The sequence below is a fragment of the Curtobacterium sp. LFS084 genome (genome assembly GCF_047977705.1).
In the GTDB taxonomy this organism is placed as follows: domain Bacteria; phylum Actinomycetota; class Actinomycetes; order Actinomycetales; family Microbacteriaceae; genus Curtobacterium.
In genome coordinates this window covers 20,652-46,821 of sequence record NZ_JBFPFM010000028.1, presented here as the reverse complement: position 1 = coordinate 46,821, position 26,170 = coordinate 20,652, and the positions used below count along the sequence as shown (strand labels likewise).

The 26,170-nt window shown below is 71.9% G+C and carries 21 protein-coding genes; 11 read left to right on the top strand and 10 right to left on the bottom strand.

From position 1 onward, the window contains the following. Positions 1 to 633 precede the first annotated feature (633 nt). On the bottom strand, positions 634 to 3,120 hold the full coding sequence (locus ACNQOV_RS13785; protein WP_416395134.1) for a DNA gyrase/topoisomerase IV subunit A: 2,487 nt from the start codon (positions 3,118 to 3,120) through the stop codon (positions 634 to 636). A 26-nt stretch (positions 3,121 to 3,146) separates the two neighbouring features. Between ACNQOV_RS13785 and ACNQOV_RS13780 the strand changes: the two genes are divergently transcribed. Next, on the top strand, positions 3,147 to 4,298 hold the full coding sequence (locus tag ACNQOV_RS13780; protein ID WP_022908069.1) for an alkaline phosphatase family protein: 1,152 nt from the start codon (positions 3,147 to 3,149) through the stop codon (positions 4,296 to 4,298). Positions 4,299 to 4,346: 48 nt separating this feature from the next. On the opposite strand, the gene sepH is transcribed toward ACNQOV_RS13780, so the two are convergent. Beyond that, positions 4,347 to 5,372 carry a septation protein SepH gene (sepH, locus tag ACNQOV_RS13775; protein ID WP_416395132.1) on the bottom strand — a complete coding sequence of 342 codons (1,026 nt, stop codon included), beginning with the start codon at positions 5,370 to 5,372 and terminating at the stop codon, positions 4,347 to 4,349. A gap of 265 nt (positions 5,373 to 5,637) precedes the next feature. Between sepH and ACNQOV_RS13770 the strand changes: the two genes are divergently transcribed. Beyond that, positions 5,638 to 5,937, top strand: coding sequence for a DUF4193 domain-containing protein (locus ACNQOV_RS13770; RefSeq protein ID WP_031263038.1), 300 nt, complete (start codon positions 5,638 to 5,640; stop codon positions 5,935 to 5,937). A gap of 247 nt (positions 5,938 to 6,184) precedes the next feature. Here ACNQOV_RS13770 and ACNQOV_RS13765 read toward each other — a convergent pair whose 3' ends face one another. Continuing rightward, complete coding sequence (locus ACNQOV_RS13765) at positions 6,185 to 6,616, bottom strand: DUF3093 domain-containing protein (RefSeq protein ID WP_022908066.1); 432 nt, start codon at positions 6,614 to 6,616, stop codon at positions 6,185 to 6,187. 65 nt (positions 6,617 to 6,681) lie between these two features. On the opposite strand from ACNQOV_RS13765, the gene dut reads away from it, so the two are divergent. The 5 genes from dut (at position 6,682) to dxs (ending at position 13,677) form a co-directional block, all read left to right on the top strand. Next, complete coding sequence (gene dut, locus ACNQOV_RS13760) at positions 6,682 to 7,173, top strand: dUTP diphosphatase (protein ID WP_022908065.1); 492 nt, start codon at positions 6,682 to 6,684, stop codon at positions 7,171 to 7,173. Beyond that, positions 7,170 to 7,892, top strand: coding sequence for a DUF3710 domain-containing protein (locus ACNQOV_RS13755; protein ID WP_022908064.1), 723 nt, complete (start codon positions 7,170 to 7,172; stop codon positions 7,890 to 7,892). Before dut ends, ACNQOV_RS13755 begins: the two co-directional genes overlap by 4 nt. A 31-nt stretch (positions 7,893 to 7,923) precedes the next feature. Continuing rightward, positions 7,924 to 8,676: a DUF3159 domain-containing protein gene (locus tag ACNQOV_RS13750; protein WP_416395129.1), complete on the top strand. Its 753-nt coding sequence runs from the start codon at positions 7,924 to 7,926 to the stop codon at positions 8,674 to 8,676. A gap of 128 nt (positions 8,677 to 8,804) precedes the next feature. Continuing rightward, positions 8,805 to 11,621: an aconitate hydratase AcnA gene (gene acnA, locus ACNQOV_RS13745; protein ID WP_402262519.1), complete on the top strand. Its 2,817-nt coding sequence runs from the start codon at positions 8,805 to 8,807 to the stop codon at positions 11,619 to 11,621. A 109-nt stretch (positions 11,622 to 11,730) separates the two neighbouring features. Next, a complete protein-coding gene (gene dxs, locus ACNQOV_RS13740) occupies positions 11,731 to 13,677 on the top strand; it encodes a 1-deoxy-D-xylulose-5-phosphate synthase (RefSeq protein ID WP_416395126.1) in 1,947 nt (648 codons plus the stop codon). A gap of 132 nt (positions 13,678 to 13,809) precedes the next feature. Here the strand turns inward: dxs and ACNQOV_RS13735 are convergent, their stop codons facing one another. The 5 genes from ACNQOV_RS13735 to ACNQOV_RS13715 form a co-directional block, all read right to left on the bottom strand. Further along, complete coding sequence (locus ACNQOV_RS13735) at positions 13,810 to 14,163, bottom strand: hypothetical protein (protein ID WP_416395124.1); 354 nt, start codon at positions 14,161 to 14,163, stop codon at positions 13,810 to 13,812. 92 nt (positions 14,164 to 14,255) lie between these two features. After that, a complete protein-coding gene (locus ACNQOV_RS13730; RefSeq protein WP_416395122.1) occupies positions 14,256 to 16,394 on the bottom strand; it encodes a 3-hydroxyacyl-CoA dehydrogenase NAD-binding domain-containing protein in 2,139 nt (712 codons plus the stop codon). Between the two features lie 2 nt (positions 16,395 to 16,396). Beyond that, positions 16,397 to 17,608, bottom strand: coding sequence for a thiolase family protein (locus tag ACNQOV_RS13725; RefSeq protein ID WP_022908056.1), 1,212 nt, complete (start codon positions 17,606 to 17,608; stop codon positions 16,397 to 16,399). 126 nt (positions 17,609 to 17,734) lie between these two features. Next, on the bottom strand, positions 17,735 to 18,919 hold the full coding sequence (locus ACNQOV_RS13720; RefSeq protein ID WP_416395138.1) for an HRDC domain-containing protein: 1,185 nt from the start codon (positions 18,917 to 18,919) through the stop codon (positions 17,735 to 17,737). 121 nt (positions 18,920 to 19,040) lie between these two features. Next, complete coding sequence (locus ACNQOV_RS13715; protein WP_416395119.1) at positions 19,041 to 19,625, bottom strand: DUF3000 domain-containing protein; 585 nt, start codon at positions 19,623 to 19,625, stop codon at positions 19,041 to 19,043. 23 nt (positions 19,626 to 19,648) lie between these two features. Here ACNQOV_RS13715 and ACNQOV_RS13710 point away from each other — a divergent pair, with 23 nt between their 5' ends. Next, positions 19,649 to 20,872: an alpha/beta hydrolase family protein gene (locus tag ACNQOV_RS13710; protein ID WP_416395117.1), complete on the top strand. Its 1,224-nt coding sequence runs from the start codon at positions 19,649 to 19,651 to the stop codon at positions 20,870 to 20,872. Between the two features lie 22 nt (positions 20,873 to 20,894). Here the strand turns inward: ACNQOV_RS13710 and ACNQOV_RS13705 are convergent, their stop codons facing one another. Next, a complete protein-coding gene (locus ACNQOV_RS13705) occupies positions 20,895 to 21,347 on the bottom strand; it encodes a SufE family protein (protein ID WP_416395115.1) in 453 nt (150 codons plus the stop codon). Then, positions 21,344 to 22,249, bottom strand: coding sequence for a sulfurtransferase (locus ACNQOV_RS13700; RefSeq protein WP_402262536.1), 906 nt, complete (start codon positions 22,247 to 22,249; stop codon positions 21,344 to 21,346). Before ACNQOV_RS13700 ends, ACNQOV_RS13705 begins: the two co-directional genes overlap by 4 nt. Positions 22,250 to 22,448: 199 nt before the next feature. On the opposite strand from ACNQOV_RS13700, the gene zapE reads away from it, so the two are divergent. The 3 genes from zapE to ACNQOV_RS13685 all read left to right on the top strand — a co-directional run bounded on the left by zapE (position 22,449) and on the right by ACNQOV_RS13685 (position 26,013). Next, positions 22,449 to 23,411 carry a cell division protein ZapE gene (gene zapE / locus ACNQOV_RS13695; protein WP_416395136.1) on the top strand — a complete coding sequence of 321 codons (963 nt, stop codon included), beginning with the start codon at positions 22,449 to 22,451 and terminating at the stop codon, positions 23,409 to 23,411. Between the two features lie 271 nt (positions 23,412 to 23,682). Next, a complete protein-coding gene (locus ACNQOV_RS13690; protein WP_022908048.1) occupies positions 23,683 to 24,957 on the top strand; it encodes an ammonium transporter in 1,275 nt (424 codons plus the stop codon). A gap of 399 nt (positions 24,958 to 25,356) precedes the next feature. Beyond that, the gene (locus ACNQOV_RS13685; protein ID WP_416395112.1) at positions 25,357 to 26,013 is read left to right on the top strand and encodes a tyrosine-protein phosphatase; all 657 of its coding nucleotides are present in this window, start codon (positions 25,357 to 25,359) and stop codon (positions 26,011 to 26,013) included. Positions 26,014 to 26,170: the final 157 nt, after the last annotated feature.

The window sequence follows — 26,170 nt, the reverse complement described above, 5'->3', positions numbered from 1 at the left end:
TGGCCGCCCCGCGCCTCCCGTCCGCCCGTGGTCGCGTGTTCACGCGCTGGGCGACAGCTCACGCGGCCGGAGCCCCGTGACCGCTCGCCGCGCGCCGAAGGGCGGGCCGCCCCGCGGGCCGGCGGGCCCGGCGGCCGGAGCGGGCGGGAGCGCGAGACTCGGCTGGGCGGACTGTTTCGTGCCCGGGCGGCGCGAGTTCTGTCCGCGGGGCCGAGTCTCGGGGCCGCCGGCGCCCGCGCGCTCACGCGCTGGGCGACAGTTCACGCGTCGGGGGCACCGTGAACTGTCGCCCAGCGCGAACGGTCGTGCCGGCGGGCCGGCGGGTCGGCGGCCGGCCGGCGGGTCGGGCAGCCGGAGCGGGCGGGAGTGCGAGACTCGGCTGGGCGGACTGTTTCGTGGCTCGGCAGCGCGAGTTCTGTCCGCGGGGCCGAGTCTCGGGGCCGCCCCGCTCTCGCGCCCCCCCCCCCCGCGACCGCGCACCCGCGCACCCGCGCGCCCGCGGCACCCGCGCGGCGTGCTCACGCGCTGGGCGACAGCTCACGCGGCCGGAGCCCCGCGAACCGTCGCCCACCGCGAAAGATCGCGAGCGACACGCGCGCGGCGAGCCGCGGCGAGCGTGCGCCGTGCGCCGCCCTACGCCTCGCCGACGGTGCCGTCGAGCGCCGCGGCGCTCCCGCCGATCGTGCCGATCACGGCGTCGAGCGGCGCCCCCGACCCGTCACGCTTCGACAGCCAGTCCGGCAGGGTCCGGGCAGCGCCGTCCGTCCCGACGGCGTGCGGGGGAGCGATGCCCGCCCACGCCACGGTCAGCCCGTCCTCGCCCTTGAGGAACGCGTGCGCCCGCACACCCTGGGTCGCACGGCCCTTCGCCGGGAACTCCGACAGGGCCGAGACCTTCGCGCGCCCGGTGTCCGTGCCGGGCAGCGCCGAGGAGGACGCCGAGACGGTGGCGACCACGGCGTCGTCGGAGCGGGCCACGGACCCGAACCAGATCACCGAGGCGCCGGCGGCGAGTGCGACGCCGGCGACCCCACCGGCGGGCAGCCCCTGCGCGCGGACGCCCGAGGCCGGGAACCGCAGCAGCTGCGCGTTGGACGTGATGAACACGAGGTCGTCGGACTCCGGCGCCTGGGCGGCACCGACGACCGCGTCGCCCGGCTTCAAACCGATCGCGGGGAAGTCCGGCTTGTCCGGCCATGCCCCGGGGACGACCCGCTTCACGACGCCCTGCACGGTGCCGATCGCGAGGGAGTCCGACGACGCTCCGGACAGGTCGACGAGCGCCACGACGGTTTCGCCGCGGGCGATGCCGAGGAAGTCCGTCACCCGGACCCCGGCGTCGAGCCGGACCGCGGCGGGCGGCACAGCGGGGACATCGACGGGCGAGAGCCGGATCACGCGGCCGGTCGAGGTGAGGGCACCGACCTGACCGCGGACCGAGCTGACCACCGACGACAGGACCGCGTCGTGCTTGGACCGCTTCGGCACCCGGACGATGCCGAGCTCGGAGGTCGGGATGTCGACGCGGATGAGCCGCCCGGTGGTCGAGAGCAGCACGCGGCACGGGGCGTCGGCGATCTGCAGCGACTCGGGGTCGACCGCGGCCTTGCGCCCACCCTTGACCGGGGCGTCGGCCTCGGTGAGGAGGGTCCGGCGCGGTGTGGCGAACCGGTCCGACACCTCGGTGAGCTCGAGCGCCACCTGGGCGCGCAGTCGCTCGTCGGAGGCCAGGAGTTCCTCGAGCGCGGCGATGTCGGCGAGCAGCTGGTCGCGCTCGCCCTCGAGCTCGAGGCGCGAGAACTTCGTCAGCCGGCGGAGCCGGAGCTCGAGGATGTACTCGGCCTGCACCTCGGACAGGTCGAAGACGGTCTGCAGTCGGGACCGCGCTGCCTCGGAGTCGTCCGAGGAGCGGATGACCTCGATGACCTCGTCGATGTCGAGGATCGCGACGAGCAGGCCCTCGACGAGGTGCAGGCGTTCGCGACGACGCGCCAGCCGGTACTCGGACCGGCGGGTGACGACCGACAGCCGGTGCTGCACGTACACGTCGAGCAGCTCGCGCAGTCCGAGGGTGCGGGGCGACCCACCGACGAGGGCGACGTTGTTGATGCCGAAGCCGTCCTCGAGCGGGGTGTGCTTGTACAGCTGCTCGAGCACGGCGGTCGGGTTGAAGCCGCTCTTGATGCCGATGACGAGTCGCAGCCCGTGGTTGCGGTCGGTCAGGTCGTTCACGTCGGAGATGCCGACGAGCTTCTTCGACTGGACCCCGTCCTTGATCTTCTCGATCACGCGCTCCGGGCCGACCAGGTAGGGGAGCTCGGTGACGACGAGCCCGACCTTGCGCGGCGTCAGGTTCTCGACGCTCACCTTCGCGCGCGTCCGGAACGAGCCGCGCCCGCTGGCGTAGGCGTCCCGCACGCCGGACAGCCCGACGATGGTGCCGCCGGAGGGCAGGTCGGGACCGGGGACGAACTCCATCAGCTCGTCGAGGGTGGCCTGCGGGTGCATGAGGAGGTGCTTCGCCGCCTCGACGACCTCGCCGAGGTTGTGCGGCGCCATGTTCGTCGCCATGCCGACCGCGATGCCCGACGCGCCGTTGACGAGCAGGTTCGGGAACGCCGCGGGCAGCACGCCGGGCTGCATGATCTGGTTGTCGTAGTTCGGGACGAAGTCGACGACGTCCTCGCCGAGGCCCTCGGTCATGGCCATCGACGGTTCGGCCAGCCGGGCCTCGGTGTAGCGGGCGGCGGCGGGGCCGTCGTCGAGCGAGCCGAAGTTGCCGTGGCCGTCGACGAGCGGTACGCGCATCGTGAACGGCTGCGCCATGCGCACGAGGGCGTCGTAGATCGCGCCGTCGCCGTGCGGGTGCAGCTTGCCCATCACCTCGCCGGTGACGCGGGCGCTCTTCACGTGGCCGCGGTCGGGACGCAGTCCCATCTCGGCCATCTGGTAGAGGATGCGCCGCTGCACGGGCTTCAGGCCGTCGCGTGCGTCGGGGAGCGCCCGTGAGTAGATGACGGAGTACGCGTACTCGAGGAAGGAGCCCTGCATCTCCTCGGAGACGTCGACGTCCTCGATGCGTTCACCGTCGGGCAGGCCGACTGCTTCCGTGCGTGCCATGGCACCCTTCTGCGAGACTGGGGGAGATGGGAACAAGCGTACCGACGGCCCCCGACGCCACCGCGAACCTCGCCGACGTCTTCCCGAGTTGCCTCGTCGCGCTCGGCGCTGCGGACGACGCGTGGTTGCGTGCCACCGGACGGGAGGCGCGGATCACCCTCCGCCCCGCCCGTTCCGCGATCGTCGTGCTGGTCGACGGCCTCGGTGCCGGTGCGCTGGCCGCGCGCGCCGGGCACGCCCGCTGGCTCGCCGCCGGCAAGAAACGGCTGCGCAGCGGCTTCCCGACGACGACGGCGGCCGCGCTGAGCACGCTGACCACCGGTCGGTCGCCCGGCACGCACGGTGTGGTCGGGTACAGCGGCTGGAACCCCGACACCGAGCGCGTGATGAACCTGCTGAGCGGGTGGGACGACGAGGTGCCGGCCGGCTGGTTCCTCGCGAGCACCCTGTTCTCCGAGGCCCCGGCGCTCGGCGTCGACCCCGTGGTCGTCGGCCCGGCACGGTACCGCTCGTCGGGGATGACGGCGAACGTCCTCGGCGGCGCCCGCTACGCCCCGGCGGACTCGATCGCCCAGCGCGTCGACGCGGCCCTCGCCGAGACCGCCGCGGGGAGGTCCCTGGTGTACCTCTACGTCCCCGAGCTCGACTCGATCGGGCACAAGCACGGCTGGGAGTCGGACCGGTGGACGGCGGCGCTCGAGCTCCTCGACGGCGAGCTCGCCCGACTCGAGCAGCGCGCCGCGGCCGACGTGGGGATCGTCGTGACCGCCGACCACGGGGTGCTCGACGTCCCCGAGCACCAGAACGTCGCGATCGATCCGCTGCTGCTGACCGACGTCGTCGGGGTGGCCGGCGACCCGCGCTGCCGGCAGTTCACGGTGGCGCCGGGCACCGACGTGCGGTCGCTCGTCGGGCAGTTCCGTGCGCGCTACGGCAAGAAGGCGTACGTCGCCAGCCGCGACGAGGCGATCGCCGCCGGCTGGTTCGGTGCGGTGTCGGACGAGGTCGTCCCGCGCATCGGGGACGTCGTGCTCGTCGCCCGGGGGTCGTGGGCGTTCAACGACGACCGTGCCCTGCGTGCCGGCGAGTCACCGAAGCGCATGATCGGCCAGCACGGGGCGATGACCGACGAGGAGACCATGGTGCCGCTGCGGCTCGCCGGGGCGTTCGCGCAGTAGCGGATCTCGAGCCGCGCCCGACACCCGAGCCGGACGGCTCCGTGCCGATCAGGCGGGGTCGTCGTCCGGCCGCGTGCCGAAGACGATCTCGTCCCAGCTGGGCATCGACCGGCGGTTCCGCTTCTTGCGGTCGACCCGGCCACCCTCGGCCTCGGGTGCCGACGCGGGTCGGGCGTCCGGCTGCGGCGCGGTGTCGGACGAGTCCTCGAACCCCTGCAGCGGGATGTCGACGACGCTGATCGAGGTCCGGCGCCCGTCGTCCTGCGGCTGCTCGCCGAAGGCCGCCGCCTCGCGCTCGCCCCGACGGCGTCGGAGCGCCTCGAGGAGGTCGGCGGTCTCGTTGCCCGGGGCGCGTTCCTCGACGGCGGCACCGATCCGGGGGAGCGGCGCGCGCAGGGGACGGTCCTGGACGTCGGGGTTCGTGACGTCCTCGTCGGGCTCGTCGACGCGGAAGGCCCCGGAGTCGAACCGCGTGCCGTCGGTGTCCTGGTGGTCGTTCTCGACCGCACGGAGGCGCGGCGCGATGCCCTCGTCCTCGGTGTGCGACAGCCGGTGGGCGTCGCCGTTGTCCGGCGTCAGCGTCGACGTCTTCGGGTCGAACCGCCACTGGGCGTCGTGCTCGACCTCGGCGGCGGTGTAGTGCACGCGCACCTGCCAGCCGCTCTCGACGTGCTTCCACGAGCCCCAGGCGATCCCGGTCGCCTCGCCGGCCTCGAGCTTGGCGGTGATCGCCTCGCCGAAGGTGTCGGGGGACTCGTCGTCCACCGGTGTCACCGGGACGCGGTGCGCGGCGTCGAGGATGAAGGCGCGCTCGGCGAGCACGGGGCCCTCGAAGCGCCGCACGTACTCGACGTCCACGTCGAGCGCCGCGGCGACCTCGGTCGCGTCCGCACCGCCGCGGATCCGGGCCTGCACGTCCTTGGGGGAGACGCGCTTGAGCGGGCCGGACTCGGGGTTCGCCTGCCGGACCTGACCGGTCAGCGACGAGGTGACGGGCAGACGGAACTCGGTCCCGCCGTCGGTGGCCAGCAGGAGTGCGCCGGACTCCACCCCGATGACTCTCACGTCTTGCATGGTTCCGCCTTCCGAGCGTCGCGTACGGTCGTGCCTCGTACCCCGTGAGTATGCAGCCGTCCGGACCCGATCCGGCGGAGGCGCACGGGCGTGCCGTGGACTGCCGTGCGAGCGTTTCCGGACAGCGGGAATGGACGGACGGGCACACGGGTTGCAGCGCCAGAACGACCCGCCGGAACACTCGGTTTGCGCTCTGGCGAGACGTGGTGCAAACTGTCGCCGCCGATCACCGGCGACGACCTCTCGATACGAGAAATGGATGGGCATGGCCACCGATTACGACGCCCCCCGGAAGACCGACGACAACTCCGACTCGGAGTCGATCGAGGCCCTCAAGGAGCGCGTTCCCGACAAGATGTCGGGGGTCGTCGACGATGATTCCGACAACCCCGGCAGCTTCGAGCTCGCCGGACAGGACCTCAGCGACGTCGACCTCGACGTCGTCGTGCTCCCGCCCCAGGTCGACGAGTTCACCTGCGTCGAGTGCTTCCTCGTGAAGCACCGCTCGCAGCTCGACCACGAGTCGAAGCTCGGCCCGGTCTGCGCGGAGTGCGCGGCGCTCTAGGGAACGCTCGAACACGTACGGCCCGTCACCTGCTGCGGTGACGGGCCGTCGTCGTTCGCCGAGGCGGACAGGAGGCGCGGGGCGGGCTCGACCCGCGCCTCCCGTCCGTCGCGTGGTGCCGGTCATTCCCAGAACGCGCGCGATGGGAAGCGGGATCGGGCGTACCTGGTCAGAAGTTCCGGGCAGGTACGCCCGGAATCGGCAGGTACGCCCGGAACCGGCAGGTACGCCCGGAACGGGGGCAGGGTCAGGAACGCAGGGCGGCGACGACCGCCGACGGGTTGCGGACGCTGACGAGCCAGTAGGGCGTCGGGTCCGCCGGGTCCTCCACCTCGACCTTGACCACCCCGCGGACGTAGCCGCGGAAGAGCGTCCAGGCGCGCGCGTCGAGCGCCGGCCCGCGCTGTGTGGTGGCCTCGGCGCCCTCGTAGCCCTCGACCGCACCGACGAGCGCGCGCGGCAGGTGTGCGCGCCCGGCGCGGAACTCGGTCTCGGTGACCTCGATCGTCGGGGCGAGGACCCAGAGCAGCACGAGCACGCCGAGGTACATGCCGATCGCCACGAGGATGCCCGCGAGCACGCTGATCGGCAGGAACACGAGGAGGCTGGCGGGGATGACGAGCGCCGTCGCCAGGTAGAGGACGGGCGGAGCCCACAGTCGTTCGCGGTACAGGGTCACGACACCATTCGACCACGACTGACACCAGGTCACGGAACGGTCACGGTCTGCACTACCCTCGACACGTGACCGAACCAGTCGACGTGCTCTGGACCGGGGAGAACGCTCCCGGATACGCCCATCCCGGTGACGCCGGCGCGGACCTCGTCTCGACCGAGGCGTTCGTCCTGCAGCCCGGCGAACGCCGGCTCGTGGGCACGGGCCTCCGCATCGCGCTCCCGGACGGCTACGCCGCCTTCGTCGTGCCGCGCAGCGGTCTCGCCGCGAAGCACGGCATCACGATCGTGAACGCGCCGGGCACCGTCGACGCCGGGTACCGCGGCGAGGTCAAGGTCGCGCTGCTCAACACCGACCAGGCCGCCGCGCACGAGGTGCACGTCGGCGACCGCATCGCCCAGATGATCGTCATGCCGGTGCCGCGCGTGTCGTTCACCCGCGTCGACGAGCTGCCCGACAGCGTCCGCGGCCAGGGTGGGTTCGGTTCGTCGGGCTACGGTGACCGGAGCGGTGCCGTCAGCGGCACCGCCGACGATGTTCAGGAAGGAACGCGCGCATGAAGTTCGGCCGACGCAAGCGTGACGAGGTCGAGGTGGCGGACGCCGTCGCCGACGAGGTCGAGGTGGCCGACACGACGCCGGAGGTCGACATCGCGACCGACGCCGACGCCGACCTCGACGAGGTCGACGCGGTCGCCCCGACCGACAAGTCCGCCCCCGACGACCGCGCCGAGAGCGGCCCGCACGACGAGACCGAGGCGAACCTGGTCCGCCCGTACGTCGACCTGGGCGGCGTGAAGGTCCTGCCGCGTGAGGGGCTCCACCTCCGGCTCGAGGTCGAGGAGGGCTCGCAGCGCGTCGTCGCGGTCGGGCTCGACTACGACGAGTCCACACTGCAGGTGCAGCCGTTCGCCGCACCCCGGTCCACGGGCCTGTGGCACGAGATCCGCGGGCAGATCGCGGACCAGATCGAGCGCCAGGGCGGCGTCGTGACCGAGGTCGACGGTCCGTTCGGCCCCGAGCTCCGTGCCCAGGTCCCGGTCGTCTCCGACGGCACGGGCGTCACCGACGGGGCCCGCCCCGCGCGGTTCATCGGCGTCGACGGCCCGCGCTGGTTCCTGCGTGGCGTGATCGCCGGCAAGGCCGCCGAGCAGCCCGACGACGCGGCCGAGATCGAGGACCTGTTCCGCAGCGTCGTCGTGGTTCGCGGGACCACGCCGATGCCGCCGCGCGACCTCATCCCGCTGCACATGCCGAAGTCGACGCAGTCGGCGATCTGACCGCAGTCGGCGATCTGACCCAGGAGGCACGGTGCCGGACCACGACGACACCACCCGTCCCGACGCGGACGCGCCCGACGCACTGCCCTCGTTCAGTGAGCAGATGCGCGCCGCCGTCGCGAACACGGGACTCGGCAAGGTCGCTCCCGGCGAGGCGCCGTCCGGGCACGCCCTCGTCGCGGCGATCGGTGGCGTCCGGGGGCTCGTCGAGTCGGTGCTGCCGGGCCTGGCGTTCCTCGTCGTGTACGCGATCACGAAGCAGGTCGTCCCGAGCGTCCTGATCCCGGTCGCGATCGGCGTCGTGTTCGTGGTGCTCCGACTGCTGCAGCGCCAGTCCCTCGTGATGAGCCTCGCGGGGATCCTCGGCGTCGCGATCTCGGCGGGCCTCGCGCTCATCACCGGCCGGGCCGAGAGCAACTTCATCCCCGGCATCGTCATCAACGCGGTGTGGCTCGTCGGGCTGCTCGTCTCGCTGGCGATCCGGCAGCCGCTCATCGGCGTGGTCGTCGGGTTCCTGCTGCCCCCGAACGAGGACGGCAGCCACCAGGACTGGCGCCGCGACCCCGCGAAGCGCCGGGTGCTCACGGTGGCCACCTGGCTCTGGGTCGGGCTCTTCGCGATCCGGCTCCTCATCGAGGTGCCGCTCTACCTGACCGCGCAGGTCGAACTGCTCGCCGGCATCAAGCTCATCACGGGCGTCCCGCTGTACGCCGCGCTGCTCTGGGTCACCTGGTTGCTCGTCCGGACGGTGTTCAAGCGTCAGGGCGATCCCGCCGCAGTGTAGAGTTGTCTCGACATCGAGACATTTCCCGCGGCCCTTCCCGGGCTGGCGGGTTTAGGTTTGCCTTGCTGGTGGGACGCCTCGCGCCCCGCTTGGATGGGGGCACACCGATCAACCAGGGAGGCGGCACAGTGGCTGCAGTCAACAGCTTCGGCTCGAAGGACACGCTGTCGGTTGGGGGTGTCGACTACGCGATCCACCGGATCGACACGGTGCCCGGGCACGAGAAGCTCCCGTACAGCCTGAAGGTGCTGCTCGAGAACCTCCTCCGCACCGAGGACGGCAAGAACGTCACCGAGGACCAGATCCGCGCGCTCGGGTCGTGGCAGCCCGACGCCGAGCCGGACACCGAGATCCAGTTCTCGCCAGCCCGCGTGGTGATGCAGGACTTCACGGGCGTCCCGTGCATCGTCGACCTCGCCACCATGCGCGAGGCGATGGCCGAGATCGGCGGGGACCCGAACAAGATCAACCCGCTGTCGCCGGCCGAGATGGTCATCGACCACTCCGTCATCGCCGACCTCTTCGGTCGCGAGGACGCGCTGCAGCGCAACACCGACCTCGAGTACGAGCGCAACGGGGAGCGCTACCAGTTCCTCCGCTGGGGCCAGACGGCGTTCGAGGACTTCAAGGTCGTCCCGCCGGGCACCGGCATCGTGCACCAGGTCAACATCGAGTACCTGGCGAAGGTCACCTACACGCGTGACTTCGACGGCGAGACCTACGCCTACCCGGACACCCTCGTCGGCACCGACTCGCACACCACCATGGTGAACGGCCTGGGCGTGCTCGGCTGGGGCGTCGGTGGCATCGAGGCTGAGGCGGCCATGCTCGGCCAGCCCGTGTCGATGCTCATCCCGAAGGTCGTCGGCTTCAAGCTGTCCGGGTCGATCCCGGCCGGGGTCACCGCGACCGACGTGGTGCTCACCATCACGCAGGAGCTCCGCAAGCACGGCGTCGTCGGCAAGTTCGTCGAGTTCTACGGCGAGGGCGTCGGCGAGGTCCCGCTCGCGAACCGCGCCACCATCGGCAACATGTCGCCGGAGTTCGGCTCCACGGCGGCGATGTTCCCGGTCGACGGCGTCACGCTCGACTACCTGCGCCTGACCGGCCGCTCCGAGGACCAGATCGCCCTCGTCGAGGCGTACGCGAAGACCCAGGGCCTCTGGCACGACCCGTCGGTCGAGCCGAACTACTCCGAGTACATGGAGCTCGACCTGTCGACGGTCGTCCCGTCGATCTCCGGCCCGAAGCGTCCGCAGGACCGCATCGAGCTGTCGAAGGCGAAGACGCAGTTCGAGGTCGACCTCGGCAACTACACGTCGCCGAGCGAGCAGACCGACCTCGACGACGCGGTCGAGGAGACCTTCCCGGCCTCCGACCCGATCGCAGCGGGGTCGACCAACGAGGACACGAACCTGCACGAGCACGTGCACGTCTCGAGCGCCCCGTCGACGGCGTCGCAGCCGACGAAGGTCGCCATGGACGGTGCCGACCCGTTCACGATCGACCACGGCGCGGTCGCGATCGCCGCGATCACCTCGTGCACGAACACCTCGAACCCGTCGGTCATGATGGCCGCCGGCATCCTCGCCCGGAACGCCGCGAAGAAGGGCCTCACCGCGAAGCCCTGGGTCAAGACCACCCTCGCGCCGGGGTCGAAGGTCGTCACCGACTACTACGAGAAGGCCGGTCTCACGACCTACCTCGAGCAGCTCGGCTTCTACACGGTCGGCTACGGCTGCACCACCTGCATCGGCAACTCGGGCCCCCTGCCGGAGGAGATCTCGCAGGCCGTGCAGGACAACGACCTCGCCGTCACCGCGGTGCTCTCCGGCAACCGCAACTTCGAGGGGCGTATCAACCCCGACGTGAAGATGAACTACCTGGCGTCCCCGCCGCTGGTCATCGCCTACGCCCTCGCCGGGTCGATGCACTTCGACTTCGACAAGGACGCCCTCGGGCAGGACCAGGACGGCAAGGACGTCTTCCTGCAGGACATCTGGCCCGACGCGGTCGAGGTGCAGCAGGTCATCGACGCGTCGATCGACACCGAGATGTTCACCCACGAGTACGGCTCCGTGTTCGAGGGCGACGACCGCTGGAAGAACCTGCCGACCCCGACCGGCGACACGTTCGAGTGGGACACCGAGTCGACCTACGTGCGGAAGCCCCCGTACTTCGAGGGCATGACCATGCAGCCCGACGCGGTGTCGGACATCTCCGGCGCCCGGGTGCTCGCGAAGCTCGGTGACTCGGTCACGACCGACCACATCTCGCCGGCCGGCTCGATCAAGGCCGACAGCCCGGCGGGCAAGTACCTCGCCGAGCACGGCGTCGACCGCAAGGACTTCAACTCCTACGGCTCGCGTCGCGGCAACCACGAGGTCATGATCCGCGGCACGTTCGCGAACATCCGCCTCCGCAACCAGCTCCTCGACGGCGTGGAGGGCGGCTACACCCGCGACTTCACGACGCCGGACGGTGCGCAGTCGTTCATCTACGACGCCTCGCAGCACTACCAGGAGCAGGGCATCCCGCTCGTCATCTTCGGCGGCAAGGAGTACGGCTCCGGTTCGTCCCGCGACTGGGCGGCGAAGGGCACGAACCTGCTCGGCGTCCGCGCGGTCATCACCGAGAGCTTCGAGCGCATCCACCGCTCGAACCTCATCGGCATGGGCGTCGTCCCGCTGCAGTTCCCGGCCGGCGAGTCCGTCGAGTCCCTCGGGCTCGACGGCACCGAGGTCGTCTCGATCTCCGGCCTGACCGAGCTGAACGAGGGCCGCACGCCCAAGACGGTGCACGTCACGGCTGCGCCGAGCGAGCACTCGCCCGCCGGCAAGGAGACGATCGAGTTCGACGCGGTCGTCCGCATCGACACCCCCGGTGAGGCGGACTACTACCGCAACGGCGGCATCCTGCAGTACGTGCTCCGCTCGCTCGTCTGACGCGACACGGATACGGCCTGGAGGCGCAGTGCCAGCTGGCACCGCGCCTCCAGTCCGTTCCGTCCCCACGCGCATAGAGTGGGCCGACAGCCCCACGAAAGGAGCGCCCGTGACCCTGCTCTCGAGCATCACGTCGCCGCGCGACCTGAAGCGTCTCTCCGACGCGCAGATGACGGACCTCGCCGCCGAGATCCGACGCTTCCTCGTCGCCGAGGTCGCGAAGACCGGCGGCCACCTCGGCCCGAACCTCGGTGTCGTCGAACTCACGCTCGCCATGCACCGCGTGTTCGACTCGCCGCACGACCCGTTCGTGTTCGACACCGGCCACCAGTCCTACGTGCACAAGCTCGTGACCGGGCGGCAGGACTTCTCGCGGCTGCGCGAGCGGGGCGGCCTCGCCGGGTACCCGCAGCGGCGCGAGTCGGAGCACGACATCGTGGAGTCCTCGCACGCGTCGTCGTCGCTGTCCTGGGCGGACGGCATCTCCCGTGCCTTCGTGCAGACCGGCCAGGCCGACCGGACCGTGGTCGCGGTCGTCGGCGACGGTGCGCTCACCGGCGGGATGACGTGGGAGGCCCTCAACAACATCTCCGACGGCAACGACCGTCGGCTCGTCATCGTCGTCAACGACAACGGTCGCTCCTACGCGCCGACCATCGGCGGCATGGCGCGGTTCCTCAGCTCCGTCCGGACGCGTCGCGAGTACCGGGCCCTGTTCGAGAAGTCGCAGGCCGCCGCCGCACGGTTCGGGGCACCGGGTCGGGCGCTCTACCGCGGGATGCGCGGCGGGCTGCACGGGTTCCTCTCGCGGTTCACGAACAACGAGGCGCTCTACTCGAACCTCGACATCAAGTACATCGGCCCGGTGAACGGGCACGACCAGCGTGCGATGGAAGCCGCCCTCCGGCAGGCGAAGGAGTACGGCGCGCCGACGATCGTGCACGCGATCACCGAGAAGGGCTACGGGTTCGAGCCGGCCCTGCGCGACCAGGCCGACCAGTTCCACGCGGTCGGGCACATCGACCCGGAGACGGGGGAGTCACTCGACGTCTCGTCGGGGCCCTCGTGGACGTCGGTGTTCGCGTCGACCCTGGCCGAGGTCGGCGCGTCGGACGAGAAGATCGTGGCGATCACCGCGGCGATGCTGCGCCCCACCGGGCTGCACCTCTTCCAGGAGCAGCACCCCTCGCGGGTGATCGACGTCGGCATCGCCGAGCAGCACGCCGTGACGACCGCGGCCGGACTCGCGTTCGGTGGCCTGCACCCCGTCGTCGCGCTGTACGCCACGTTCCTCAACCGGGCGTTCGACCAGGTGCTCATGGACGTCGCGCTGCACCGCGCCGGGGTGACCTTCGTCCTCGACCGTGCGGGCATCACGGGGCCGGACGGTCCCTCGCACCACGGCATGTGGGACCTCGCGCTGCTGCAGGTGGTCCCCGGCATCCGGATCGCCGCGCCCCGGGACGCCGCGACCCTGCGCGAGGAGTTCCAGGAGGCCGTCGCCGTCGACGACGCGCCCACCGTGCTCCGGTGGTCGAAGGGGCAGGTCGGGCCGGACATCCCCGCGATCCGCCGGTTCGACGACGGGGTGGACCTGCTGCGGTCGCCGTCGTCCGACCAGGAACCCGACGTGCTGTTCGTCGCGGTCGGGTCGATGGTGCCGGTGGCGCTCGACGCCGCGGCGCTGCTCGAGTCCCAGGGCATCGGGGTCACGGTCGTCGACCCGCGGTGGGTGGTGCCGATCCCGGCGTCGCTCATCGACCTCTCGCGCGAGCACCGGCTCGTGATCACGATCGAGGACGGCGTGCGGGTCGGCGGGGTCGGCACGCGCCTGCGCCAGGACCTCCGGGCCGCGGGGGTCGACACCGGGGTGAACGAGCTCGGGTTGCCCGACGAGTTCATCGACCACGCGTCGCGGTCGCAGATCCTCGAGGACGTGGGACTCACGGCGCAGGCGATCGCGCGCGACGTCATCGACCAGGTCGTCGGGACGAAGCTGCCGCAGGCGAAGCCGGCGCGCTCGGAGTCGCGCTCCCGGGAGTCCGCCGACCGCTGAGCGACGCCGGCGGCGCGGGCGCGCGATGCACGGCGCGGCGGGTGGAACCACGAACGCGACATCGAACCGGACGGATCGACGAGTTCGATGTCGGATCCGTGGTTCGATCCGAAGCACGGCGGCCCGGCGGGGTCAGCGCGCGGGCGGCCCGGCGGCCGCGGCCACGAGCTCGCGCAGGATCGCGCGGGCCATCGGCGTCACCCAGAGGACCTGGCCGTGCGACAGGCCGTCGCGACCCTCGCGGATGATCTCCACGCGCGAGGACGACGGTCCCTCGCGCGAGAACGTCATGACGATGTTCTCGGCGCGGAGCGCGAACGAGGTCCGGCGGCCGATGACGGCCCCGTCCGGGCGGATCTCCATCGCCGCGGCGCCCGGGACGGCGTGCACGGCGCGGTCGAGGAGTTCCGGGACCTCGGCGAGCGGCACCGGCAAGACGACGCTGGGGTGCCCGGACGTCCGCGGTGCCCACCACTCCTGTCCCATGCCTGCACGCTACGCCGGGTGGAACCACGAAACCGACGTCGAACCGGGCGCTCGGCCTGGTTCGACGTCGGTTCGGTGTTTCGACACCGGGCTCAGCGCGACGCGGGCCCGACGATCAGCGGCTCGTGGAAGGCGCCGCCGAAGACCCGCTCGGACGCGCCGGAGCGGTCGAGGTACGGGCTGATCCCACCGGCCTGGAACGGGTAGCCCGCGCCGAGGATGAGCCCGAGGTCGATCTCCTCGACGTGCTGGACGACCTCGTCCTCGAGCATGCGGTGCAGCTCGTCGGCGAGGGCGTCCTCGAAGCGCCGCTGCATCTCGGCCGCGTCCACCGGGTGGGCGTCCCGCTTCGACGGTGCGACGAGCTTCACGGCCGCTGGGTCGTACCCGGTCGCGGTGCCCTTCTTGTCGCGGGTGAGGATGTGCCCGAACTCGGCGATCCTCTTCAGCCCGTCACCGGGGTAGAAGCGCTCCGGCCAGGCGGCGTGGTGCGAGTCGAGCACGTGCGCACCGACCGGCAGCCCGACGAGTTCGAGCAGCTCGAACGGCGACATCGGCAGGCCGAGCGGCGCGGCACCCTGGGCGACGACCTCGAACGGGGTGCCCTCCTCGACACCGCGCATCGCCTCGCCGAGGACCCGGGCGAGCACCCGGTTCACGACGAAGCCGGGCTGGTCGGCCGTGATGATCGCGGTCTTCTTGAGGGTCTTCGCGACCGCGAGGGCCGTGGCCAGCGTCTCGTCGGACGTGGCCTCGGTGCGGACGACCTCGAGCAGCGGCATCACGGCCACCGGGTTGAAGAAGTGGAAGCCGACCAGCCGGGACGGGTCGGACAGCACGGAGCCCATCTCGGAGACCGAGAGCGAGGACGTGTTCGTCGCGAGGATCGCGTCGGGCGAGACGACCTGCTCGATCTTCCGGAAGACCTCCTGCTTGACGCCCATCTCCTCGAAGACGGCCTCGATGACCCAGTCGGCGTCGGCGAAGGCGTCGTACGAGACCGACCCGGACACGAGTGCCTTGATGCGGTTCGCGTCGTCGGGGGAGACCCGGCCCTTCTCGAGCAGCGTGTCGACCTCGCCGCGGATCCGGGCCACGCCGGCGTCGACGCGCGCCTGGTCGACGTCGGTGATCACGACGGGGACGCCGAGGCGACGGGCGAACAGCAGCGCGAACTGCGACGCCATGAGTCCGGCGCCGAGGACACCGACCTTCGTGACCGGGCGCGGCGAGACGTCCGTCGGGGCGCCCACCGGCTTCTTCGCGCGCTTCTGCACGAGGTCGAACGCGTACATCGACGCGGCGAACTGGTCGCCGGAGATGAGGTCGGCGAGAGCGTCGTCCTCGTCGGCGAACCGATCGTCGAGCGATCCGGACTTCGCCGCGGCCACGAGGTCGAGGGCGCGGAACGGTGACTTCGGCACGGTGCCGATCTTCGACGCGACCTGCGACCGGGCGACCTTGACGACGGTGCCCCACGCGGCCTTCTCGATCATGCCCGGCTCGTTCTTCCGCACGACCTTCGTGCGACCGGACACGACGCCGTCGGCCCACGCGACCGCGGACGGCAGGAACGTGACCGAGGGGATGAGCGCGTCGCCGATGCCGAGTTCGACCGCGGCCGGCCCGTCCATCAGGCGGTTGTTCTTGAGCGGGTTCTCGACGATGACGCGGAGCGCCTTCTCGGGTCCGATCAGGCGGGGGAGCAGGGTCGCACCGCCCCAGCCCGGGATGATGCCGAGGAAGACCTCGGGCAGCCCGATGCCCTGCGCGGCCGAGGAGAACACGCGGTAGGTGCAGTGCAGCCCGATCTCGAGACCGCCGCCGAGCGCGATCCCGTTGATGAAAGCGAACGACGGCACGCCGAGGTCCGAGAGCTTCCGGAGCGTGGCGTGCCCCAGGGCCGCGAGGTCGTGGGCGACTTCGCGCGACGGCACCGAGGCCGCCTGGGACAGGTCGGCGCCGGCGGCGAAGCAGTACTCCTTGCCGGTGATCGCCACGGCCTGGACCGTGCCGGCCGACGCCTCGGTGCGGAGCGTGTCGAGCACCCCGGACAGCTCGTACAGGGTGCGCGGCCCGAGCGTCGACGGGCGCTTGTAGTCCTTGCCGTTGTCGAGCGTGATGAGCGCGAGCGTGCCGCCGGACGGCAGCGGGACGTGCTTCAGGTACGAGTGCGTGACGACCTCGTCCTCGCTGAGTGCCAGGAGTCGGTCGTTGTCGACGATGGTCATGCTCAGGCCGCCTTCCGTGCCGCGGACTTGCTGAAGTTCGGGTTCTCCCAGATCACGGTGCCGCCCTGTCCGAGGCCGATGCACATCGTCGTGATGCCGTACCGGACGTCGGGTCGCTCGGCGAACTGGGCCGCCAGCTGGGTCATCAGGCGGACGCCGCTCGACGCGAGCGGGTGTCCGACGGCGATCGCGCCGCCCCACGCGTTCACGTTCGTCGAGTCCTGGGCGATGCCGTAGTTGTCGAGGAACGCGAGCACCTGGACCGCGAAGGCCTCGTTGATCTCGAACAGCCCGATGTCGTCGATGGACAGGCCGGCCTTCGACAGGGCCTTGTCGGTCGCGGGGACCGGGCCGATGCCCATCACCTCGGGGTCGACCCCGGCGAACGCGAAGGAGACCATGCGCATCTTGGTGGGCAGGCCGTGCTGCTTCGCCGCGTCGGCCGACGCGATGAGGCTCATCGTGGCGCCGTCGTTGAGGCCCGCCGCGTTGCCCGCGGTGACCCGTCCGTGCGGCCGGAACGGCGTCTTCAGGGCGGCGAGGGCCTCGAGCGTGGTGCCGGGGCGGGGCGGCTCGTCGCTCGAGACGATGTCCCAGCCCGCACCCGTGTTCACCTCGACGGGGACGAGGTCCGGCTGCAGCTTGCCCGCGGCCCAGGCGGCGGCGTAGCGCTGCTGGGACTGGACGGCGAAGGCGTCCGTGCGGTCCTTCGTGATCGCCGGGAAGCGGTCGTGCAGGCGCTCGGCGGTCTTGCCCATCACCAGGGCGTCACCGTTGACCATGCGTTCCGCGACGAAGCGCGGGTTCGGGTCGGAGTTGAACCCCATCGGGTGGCGTCCCATGTGCTCGACACCGCCGGCGATGGCGACGTCCGCAGCGCCGAACGCGATGGCGCCGGCGAGCGTCGTGACGCTCGTCATGGCACCGGCGCACATGCGGTCGATCGCGTACCCGGGGACGGTCTTCGGGAGCCCCGCGAGCATCCCCACGGTCCGGCCCAGGGTGAGCCCCTGGTCGCCCTGCTGCGTGGTGGCGGCCACGGCGACGTCGTCCACCGCGGCCCCGTCCAGCGAGGCGTTCCGGTCGAGGAGTCCGCGCATCGCGTGCACCGCGAGGTCATCGGCGCGGGTCTTCCAGAACACCCCCTTCTCCCCGGCTCGTCCGAACGGTGTCCGAACTCCGTCGACGAAGACGACGTCTGCTGCCTTTGGCAATCTGGGCCTCCAGATCCTCGTTGATCAGGCCGGGCGCGTCCCGCCCCGCCCGGCCGGGTCCGACCCGGCGTGCACCTGCGACGCTATGCCCCGAGCCTGGGCGGACGCATGCCCGTTGGGCCGTTCCTACGACTCGGTGTTGCTCTCAGCAGCAGGCTCCTGTGCAGCAGCGACAAAGGCGTGCGCGATGATGGACGCCGTCTCCTCGACCTGCCAGGGGCGCGCGTCGTGCGCGGCGAGCACGGCACCGACCGTCTCGGTGGCGATCGGGGCGGGCGGCTCCCACGACACGGTGCGCAGGGTGTCCGGCGTGAGGAGGTTCTCGACGGGCAGGTCGAGCTCCTCGGCGCGCTGCACCACCGCGGCACGGGCGGCCTTGTAGCGGCGGTCGGCGGCCGGGTTGCGGTCGGCCCAGGCGCGGGGCGGCGGCAGTGTGGCCTCGCCGGTGCCGCGGAGCCTCGGGAGGTCCTCGGTCGTCCGGCCGTCCTCGACGGCGGCCCACCACCGGTCGAGCTCCGAGCGGGACGCGCGACCCGTGAAGGCCTTGACCCCGCTCAGTTCGCCCTTCGAGGCCGGGTTCGCTGCGGCGGCGGCCACGATCGCGGCGTCCGGGATGGTGCGCCCGGGGGCGATGTCGGTCTCGCGGGCGTAGGCGTCTCGTGCCGTCCACAGGGCCCGGGCGATCGCGAGGGCCCTGGTACCGCGCAGGGCGTGCATGCCGGACAGGCGGCGCCACGGCTCGGCCTTCGGCGGTTTCGGCGCGCGCGTCAGGACGGCGGCGAACTCCTCCTCGGCGATGCGGGACTTGCCGGCCTCCTCGAGCGTCGCCGCGAGGGCGTCCCGGAGGTCGGGGAGCAGCTCGACGTCGAGTGCGGCGTAGACGAGCCACGACTGCGGCAGCGGCCGGGTCGACCAGTCGGCGGCCGAGTGGGCCTTCGCGAGCGTGATGCCGAGCAGCTGCTCCACGACGGCGCCGAGGCCGACCCGCGGGAAACCGGCGATGCGGGCGCCGAGCTCGGTGTCGAAGATCCGGGTCGGGACGAGACCGACCTCCTGCAGGCACGGGAGGTCCTGCGAGGCGGCGTGGAAGAGCCACTCCTCGTCGACGATGGCGTCCTGCAGCTCGGAGAAGTCGCCGATCGGGATCGGGTCGAACAGGAACGCGCCGGCACCGCGGCGGAACACCTGGATGAGGTACGCCCGCTGGGAGTACCGGTAGCCGCTCGCGCGTTCGGCGTCGACCGCGACGGGACCGTGTCCCGCGGCGATGGCGGCCACCGCGTCGAGGTACTCCTCGCGCGTCGCGATCACGTGGACCGCGTCGTGCGACGCCTCGAACGCCGGCGACGACGCGCCCGTCGACGACGCTGCCGGCGACGACGCGGCCGGGGACGCAGCGGTCGGTGACACCGGACCGCCCGGGGATGCAGGGTCAGTCACGTGCGAGCCTCCTCGGGGCCAACAGGGTCACGCCGTCCGACGCCGGGGGCAGACCGGCGAGCATCGCCACGATCTCCTCCCAGGCCTCGACGTGCGCGGTGAGGTCCTCCCCGCGCGGGGTCCACGAGGCACGCAGCTCGAGCTGCGCCCCGTCGCCCTGCGCAGCGAGGTCGCCGTAGCCGCGGGAGATGATCTTGGTCGCCGTGCCCGACGCGTGGTCGTAGGTCGCACCGTGCGCGGCGAGTGCGTCCACCAGCCAGCTCCACGTCACGTCGGCGACGAACTCGTCGACGCCGATCTCGGGTTCGAGCGGTGCCTGGGCGAACGTCACGATCCGGAACGCCCCGCCCCAGCCCTCCGGCTCGTCGGGGTCGTGGAGCGCGATGAACCGGCCGGTGCCGAGGTCGGAGTCGATGCCGTGCGTCGCACCCGAGACGTCCGCCGCGAGGGCGATCGAGAAGGGCGCGATGCGCGACGGCGAGGGGATCTCGGTGACGGTCGTCTCGGCACGCGCGCCGCCGGACGCCACGAACGCACGGAGCCGGGCGAAGGCGTCGGGCTCTCGGGTTTCGGACACGAATGCAGACTAGGCTCCGGACCATGTCCCGATCAGCGCGACCCGCCGAGGACGTCGTCCAGGGGGCCGCTCGGTCGGCCGGTCTCGTCGCCGTGGGTGCGGGGGTCGCGGCGGCCGTCGTCGGCACCGCGGTGGTCGGCGGGTTCGTCGCCGGCATCGCCCGCATGGTCGTCACGCCGGACCGCAAGCGCACCGAGCGCGTCCCGATCCACGCCGTGGACACCGTCAGCCGGACCGTGACGCTCGAGCGCACCGCCGACACCGAACTGCAGGGCCGCTACAGCCTCTGGTTCGGCGGCGGCACGGGGCACATGCGTGTCGGCGAGGTCCTCGGCACGACAAACACGACCGTCACCCGCCGCATCATCGCGATCGACGCCGGTGACCCGACGGCCGCCCGTCGTGGGCGCTGGGGCGGCTGGTTCTACCTGACGCCCGGCGAGCTCGACGTCCCGGTCGAGGACGTCGACGTCCCGACCCCGAACGGTCCCGCGCCGGCCTGGGTGATCCGCGCCGACGACCCCGACGCGCCCTGGGCCGTCCTCGTGCACGGCCGTGGCGTGACCCGCGCCGAGACGATCCGCGCCGTGCCGGTCTTCCGGGCGGCGGGGTACTCCGTGGTGCTGGCGAGCTGGCGGAACGACGGCGTCGCCCCCCGCAGCGTCGACGGCCGGTACGGGCTCGGCAGCACCGAGTGGGAGGACATCGACGCGGTCCTCCGCTGGCTGTCCGGCCGCGGCGCGACGAGCGTGGTCCTGATGGGCTGGTCGATGGGCGGCGCGGTCGTGCTGCAGACGCTCGTGCGGTCGGCGTTCGCGGACCTCGTCGACGGCGTCGTGCTCGAGTCGCCGGTCGTCGACTGGCACGCGGTGCTCAAGGCGCAGAGCCAGCTGCTCCGCCTGCCGCGGCCGGTCCGGAAGGTCGCCGAGCGGCTCCTCCGCACGCCGGTCCTGCACCGCCTGACGGGCCTCGCGCAGCCGGTCGACCTGCGGCAGCTCGACATGGTCGCGCGTGCGGACGAACTGCACGTCCCGATCCTGCTCATGCACAGCGACGACGACGGGTTCGTGCCGTCGTCCGCGTCGCACGCCCTCGCCGAGGCGCGTCCGGACATCGTGCGGCTCGAGGTCCAGACCACCGCCCGGCACACGAAGCTCTGGAACCACGACGCCGACTGGTTCGACGCCCGGATCCTCGCGTGGCTGACCGAGGTGGTCCAGCGCGACGGCGCGGCCAGCGCGCGGTAGACGCATCCACGGACGGACGGGTCTAGGAGACCGCGGCCTGCGCCTGCACCTGCCGCTGCACCCGGCCGAGCATCCCGACCATGCCGCGGATCCGCAGCGGGCTGACCGCCTCGCTCAGCCCGATCGTCAGCGGGTAGTCCGCCGGCACGGCGAGCACCTGCTCGGCCGTCAGCCCGGACAGCCCCTGCGCGAGGATCGAGGCGAAGCCGCGCGTGGTCGGTGCCTCGCGCGGGGCAGTGGCGTGCATCCGGACGATGCCGGGTGCGTCGCCGTCCTCGCCCACGGTGACCGTGATGAAGACGGGGGACTGGCACTCCTCGACGCGTTCGAGCTCGTCCTCGTGTCCCTGCAGGCGCTCGGGCAGCGCCGGGAGCTCGTTCGAGAACTCGAGGAGCAACTGCAGGCGGTCCTGCTGGGAGAGTTCGAGGAAGTCGTCGCGGATCTCGGCGAGGGACTGGGGGAGTGTGTCGGTCATCGGTCGGCGATGGTACCCGGTTCGGTGCCGACGGCGATCGGGACGCGGACGGCGCTGCCCCACTCGGTCCACGAGCCGTCGTAGTTGCGGACGTTCTCGTAGCCGAGCAGGTGCTGCAGGACGAACCAGGTGTGGCTCGAGCGCTCACCGATCCGGCAGTAGGCGATGACCTCGTCGGCGTCGCCGATGCCGGCGCCGTCGCGGTAGATCGCGTCGAGCTCGTCGCGGCTCTTGAAGGTGCCGTCCGGCGCGGCGGCGGTGGCCCACGGGATGTTCACGGCCGTGGGGACGTGGCCGGCGCGGAGCGCGCCCTCTTCCGGGTAGTCCGGCGCCGTGGTGCGCTCGCCCGAGTACTCCGGCGCGCTGCGGACGTCGATCAGCGGCTTGCCGAGGTGGGCGAGCACGTCGTCCTTGTAGGCGCGGATCTCGGTGTCGACCCGGTCGACGACGGGGTACTCGGCCGGCGTCACGACGGTCTGGTCGGTCGTGAGCGCACGGTCCTCGGCGATCCACTTCGCCCGGCCGCCGTCGAGCAGGCGCACGTCCTCGTGGCCGAACAGCGAGAAGACCCAGAGCGCGTACGCGGCCCACCAGTTGTTCTTGTCGCCGTAGACCACCACGGTGGTCTCGCGGCCGATGCCCTTGCTGCCGAGCAGGCGGGCGAACGCCTCGCCGTCGATGTAGTCGCGGAGCACCGGGTCGTTGAGGTCGGTGTGCCAGTCGATCTTCACCGCACCGGGGACGTGCCCGGTCTCGTAGAGCAGGACGTCCTCGTCGGACTCGACCACGACCAGGTCGGGGGTGCCGGCGTCCAGCTGTTCCTGCAGCCACTCGGTGGAGACGAGCCGCTCCGGGTGGGCGTAGGCGGTGAACTTCTCGGACGGGTCGACCGGTGCGGTCATGGTGGGGTCCCTCCTGGGGGCTGGCGACGGATCGAGCGAGGCGACACCGGACTAGGATCGGTCGTCGGTGCCTGCTGGCAACGGTACGCGGACGTGCCGTTCGCCTCCTCCAACGTGACACCGCACGACATGCTTCCCGGAAGGCCACTCCTTGCCCGAACACCTCGTCGACCGCGACCCGCAGGTGACCCCGCAGCAGATGGCTGCGGCGCTCGTCCCGCCGCCCCAGTTCCGGGACGCGTCGTTCGCCTCGTACCGGCCGGACGCGGACTACCCGTCGCAGGCGTCGGTCCGGGACGCGGTGGAGGCGTTCGTGACGGCCGGCGGCGGCGGGGCAGCGCCGCGACGGGGACTGTTCGGGCGTCGTCGCGGGCCGTCGTCGGACACGACCGCGAAGTCCGGCGTCTACCTCGACGGCGGGTTCGGCGTCGGGAAGACCCACCTGCTCGCCGCGGCCTACCACGCCGCCACCGGCCGGAAGACGTTCGGCACCTTCATCGAGTACACCGCGCTCGTCGGCGCCCTCGGGTTCCAGGGGACCGTCGACCTGCTCCAGGGCACGGCACTGGTGTGCATCGACGAGTTCGAGCTCGACGACCCCGGTGACACGATGGTGATGACGCGGCTCATCAAGGAGCTGAGCGAGACCGGCACCCGTTTCGCCGCCACGTCGAACACGCCGCCGGGGGCCCTCGGCGAGGGACGCTTCGCGGCGCAGGACTTCCTGCGCGAGATCCAGGCGATGTCGGACCGGTTCGACACCATGCGCATCGACGGCCTCGACTTCCGCCGGCGCGCGGTGGACGAGTCGGCCGGGGTGGTCGCCGACGTCGCCGAGGCACTGCCGAGCGGGCACGTCACGCTCGACGACTTCCGCGCCGTGGTCGCGCACCTCGCGTCGGTCCACCCGTCGAAGTACGTCGCGATGGTCGACGACCTCGACGCCGTCGGCCTCACCGACGTCCAGCCGTTCACCGACCAGACCGACGCGCTCCGCTGGGTCGCGCTCGTCGACCGGCTGTACGACGCGCAGGTCCGGATCGTCGCGTCCGGCACCCCGCTCGACCGGGTGTACCCGGACACCATGCTCGACGGCGGCTACCGCAAGAAGTACCTGCGGGCGGCGAGCCGCGTCGTGGCGCTCACCCGCGCCGTCGACTGACGCGCCTGCCGGGCGCGACGGGCCGCTTTCCCGCCGAACCGCGCCTCCCGACCCGGATGCGCGACGGCTGTCGGACACCGTCCGGACGGACCGGGGGAACTCGTGGCCCCCGTCCAGGGGACTGATCGGGGGACGAAACACGACGTTTACACGGGGGGCGATCGCGTTACACCCACGAAACACTTCGTGCTCCAGCGTGAAACGTCGCCTCGCCAGACTCGGTGACACCCGACGCGGACCAAGAGCCGCTGGTGCAATCGAGAGGTGAACAATGCTTGATCAGGGCCAAACCGGCTTCCTGCTGATCATGGCGGCACTCGTGCTGTTCATGACACCGGGCCTGGCGTTCTTCTACGGCGGTCTGGTGAAGGCCAAGTCCGTCATCAGCATGATGATGATGTCCTTCGGGGCGATCGCCCTCGTGGCGGTGCTCTGGGTCCTGTACGGCTACGCGATCGCCTTCGCGAACACCGGTGACCACACGGCCGTCTCCGGCGTCGTCGGGTTCTTCAGCATCGACTGGAACCTGATCGGCCTCGGCCAGGCGTTCGAGCAGGCGCGGTCCAGCGCCGACGACGTCGCCTACCCGACGATGGCGTTCGTCGGCTTCCAGGCGACCTTCGCGATCATCACGGTCGCCCTCATCTCCGGTGCGATCGCCGACCGTGCCAAGTTCGGCGCGTGGATGGTCTTCGCCGGTGTCTGGGTCACGGTCGTCTACTTCCCGGTCGCCTCGTGGGTCTTCAACCTCACCTCGGGCTGGGCGCCGGTCTGGGGCGTCATCGACTTCGCCGGTGGCACCGCGGTGCACATCAACGCCGGTGCCGCGGGCCTCGCCCTGGCGCTCGTCCTCGGCAAGCGCGTCGGCTTCGCCAAGGGTGCGCACAAGCCGCACAACCCGCCCTTCGTCCTCCTCGGTGCCGCGATCCTGTGGTTCGGCTGGTTCGGCTTCAACGCCGGGTCCGAGGGTGCCGCCGACGGCATCGCTGCGATCGCCTGGGTCAACACCCTCGCCGCACCGGCCGCCGCGATCCTCGGCTGGCTGCTCGTGGAGAAGCTCAAGGACGGCAAGGCCACCTCGGTCGGTGCCGCATCGGGTGCCGTCACCGGTCTCGTCGCCATCACCCCGGCGTGCGCCGCGCTCACCCCGGGCTGGGGCATCCTGCTCGGCTTCCTCGCGGGCATCGTCTGCTGCTTCGCGATCGACTGGAAGTACCGCCTCGGCTTCGACGACTCGCTCGACGTGGTCGGCGTCCACCTGGTCGGCGGCATCTTCGGCACGCTGTACCTCGGCTTCTTCGCCAACGACACCGGTCTGATCTACTCGGGCTCGTTCGCGCAGCTCGGCAAGCAGGCCGCTGCCGCCGGTGCCGTCGGGGTCTACTCCTTCGTCCTCGCCTTCGTGATCGGCTGGATCATCGAGAAGACCATGGGCTTCCGCGTGAAGACCGAGGACGAGGTCGCCGGCATCGACACCGCGGTCCACGGCGAAGAGGGCTACGTCCTCTACGAGGAGCGCGACGAGACCCCGGTCTCCGTCCGGTAGCACCAGGCACACCCGCACGACGGGCCCCGCGCAGGCAGCAGCGCGGGGCCCGTTGTTGTGTGCGGGGTGGCGCGCGCGGGGCGGGGCGCGGGGGATGGGCGGGGGATGGGCGCGCGGGATGGGCGCGGGGGATGGGCTAGGGCGGATTCGGAACGACATGGTCGTTGTCGTACGACGTCGACGATGTCGTCGGGCCGCGTCCGCAACGGCTGGCGTGTGCAAGGAACGACAACCCCGATGTCGTACGACGTCGACGATGTCGTCAGGGCGCGTCCGCAACAGTTGGCGTGTGCAAGGAACGGCAACCCCGATGTCGTACGACGTCGACGATGTCGCTTCGCGTCGACGCACGGCGGGGCCGTACCGCCCGCCCAGGCCCGCGTCCGGCAGAGTGGGGGCATGACGACGACGTCGAACGTGCTGACCAACCTCCGCGCGGTCGGGGGCCCCGGGCTCCAGGACGGCCGCCGGCGCACGGTGTACCGGTCGAACACCGAGCCGGTCGCTCCCGAGGCCTACCCGACGGGCCTCGCCGCGGTGATCGACCTGCGCCGCGACGACGAGCGGGAGGCGGTCCCGCACCCGCTCGCCGCGACCCCCGTGTACCGGTCGGTGCCGCTCTTCGACCCGGCCTCGGCGATCGAGTCCGCCGCCGAGGCCGTCCAGCTCGAGGACCAGTACACCGACTGGCTCGACCGGCACCGGTCGGGCATCGCCGCCGCGCTCCGGACGATCGCCGCCACGGACGGCGACGTGCTCGTGTGCTGTGCCGCCGGCAAGGACCGCACGGGGATCGTGAGCGCGCTGCTCGCCCGGCACTGGGGCGCGGGGACGGACGTCGTCGGCGAGGACTACGCGGCCAGCGCTGCCGGCCTGGTCGACCGGTTCGCGGCAGAGCGTGCCGCGAGCACCGACCCCGAGGCAACGGCCATCGGCCACCGCTGCGTACCCGAGATCATGACGACGGTGATCGCGCGCCTCGAGGAGCGCTGGGGCTCGGTGGGCGGGTACCTCCGCGGCATCGGTCTGCGGGACGAGGAGATCGCCACGCTCTGACCGGTGGTTGCGCGCGCCACTCGGGTCCGGCTCTGGACGTGCGGATGACGGGAGGCGGGGGGGGGGGGGGGGCCCCCCCCCCGGGGGCGGGTCGGGGGCGGGGGGGGTGGGGGGGGGGGGGGGGGGGGCCGCCCCCCCACCGCGCCTCCCGTCAGGG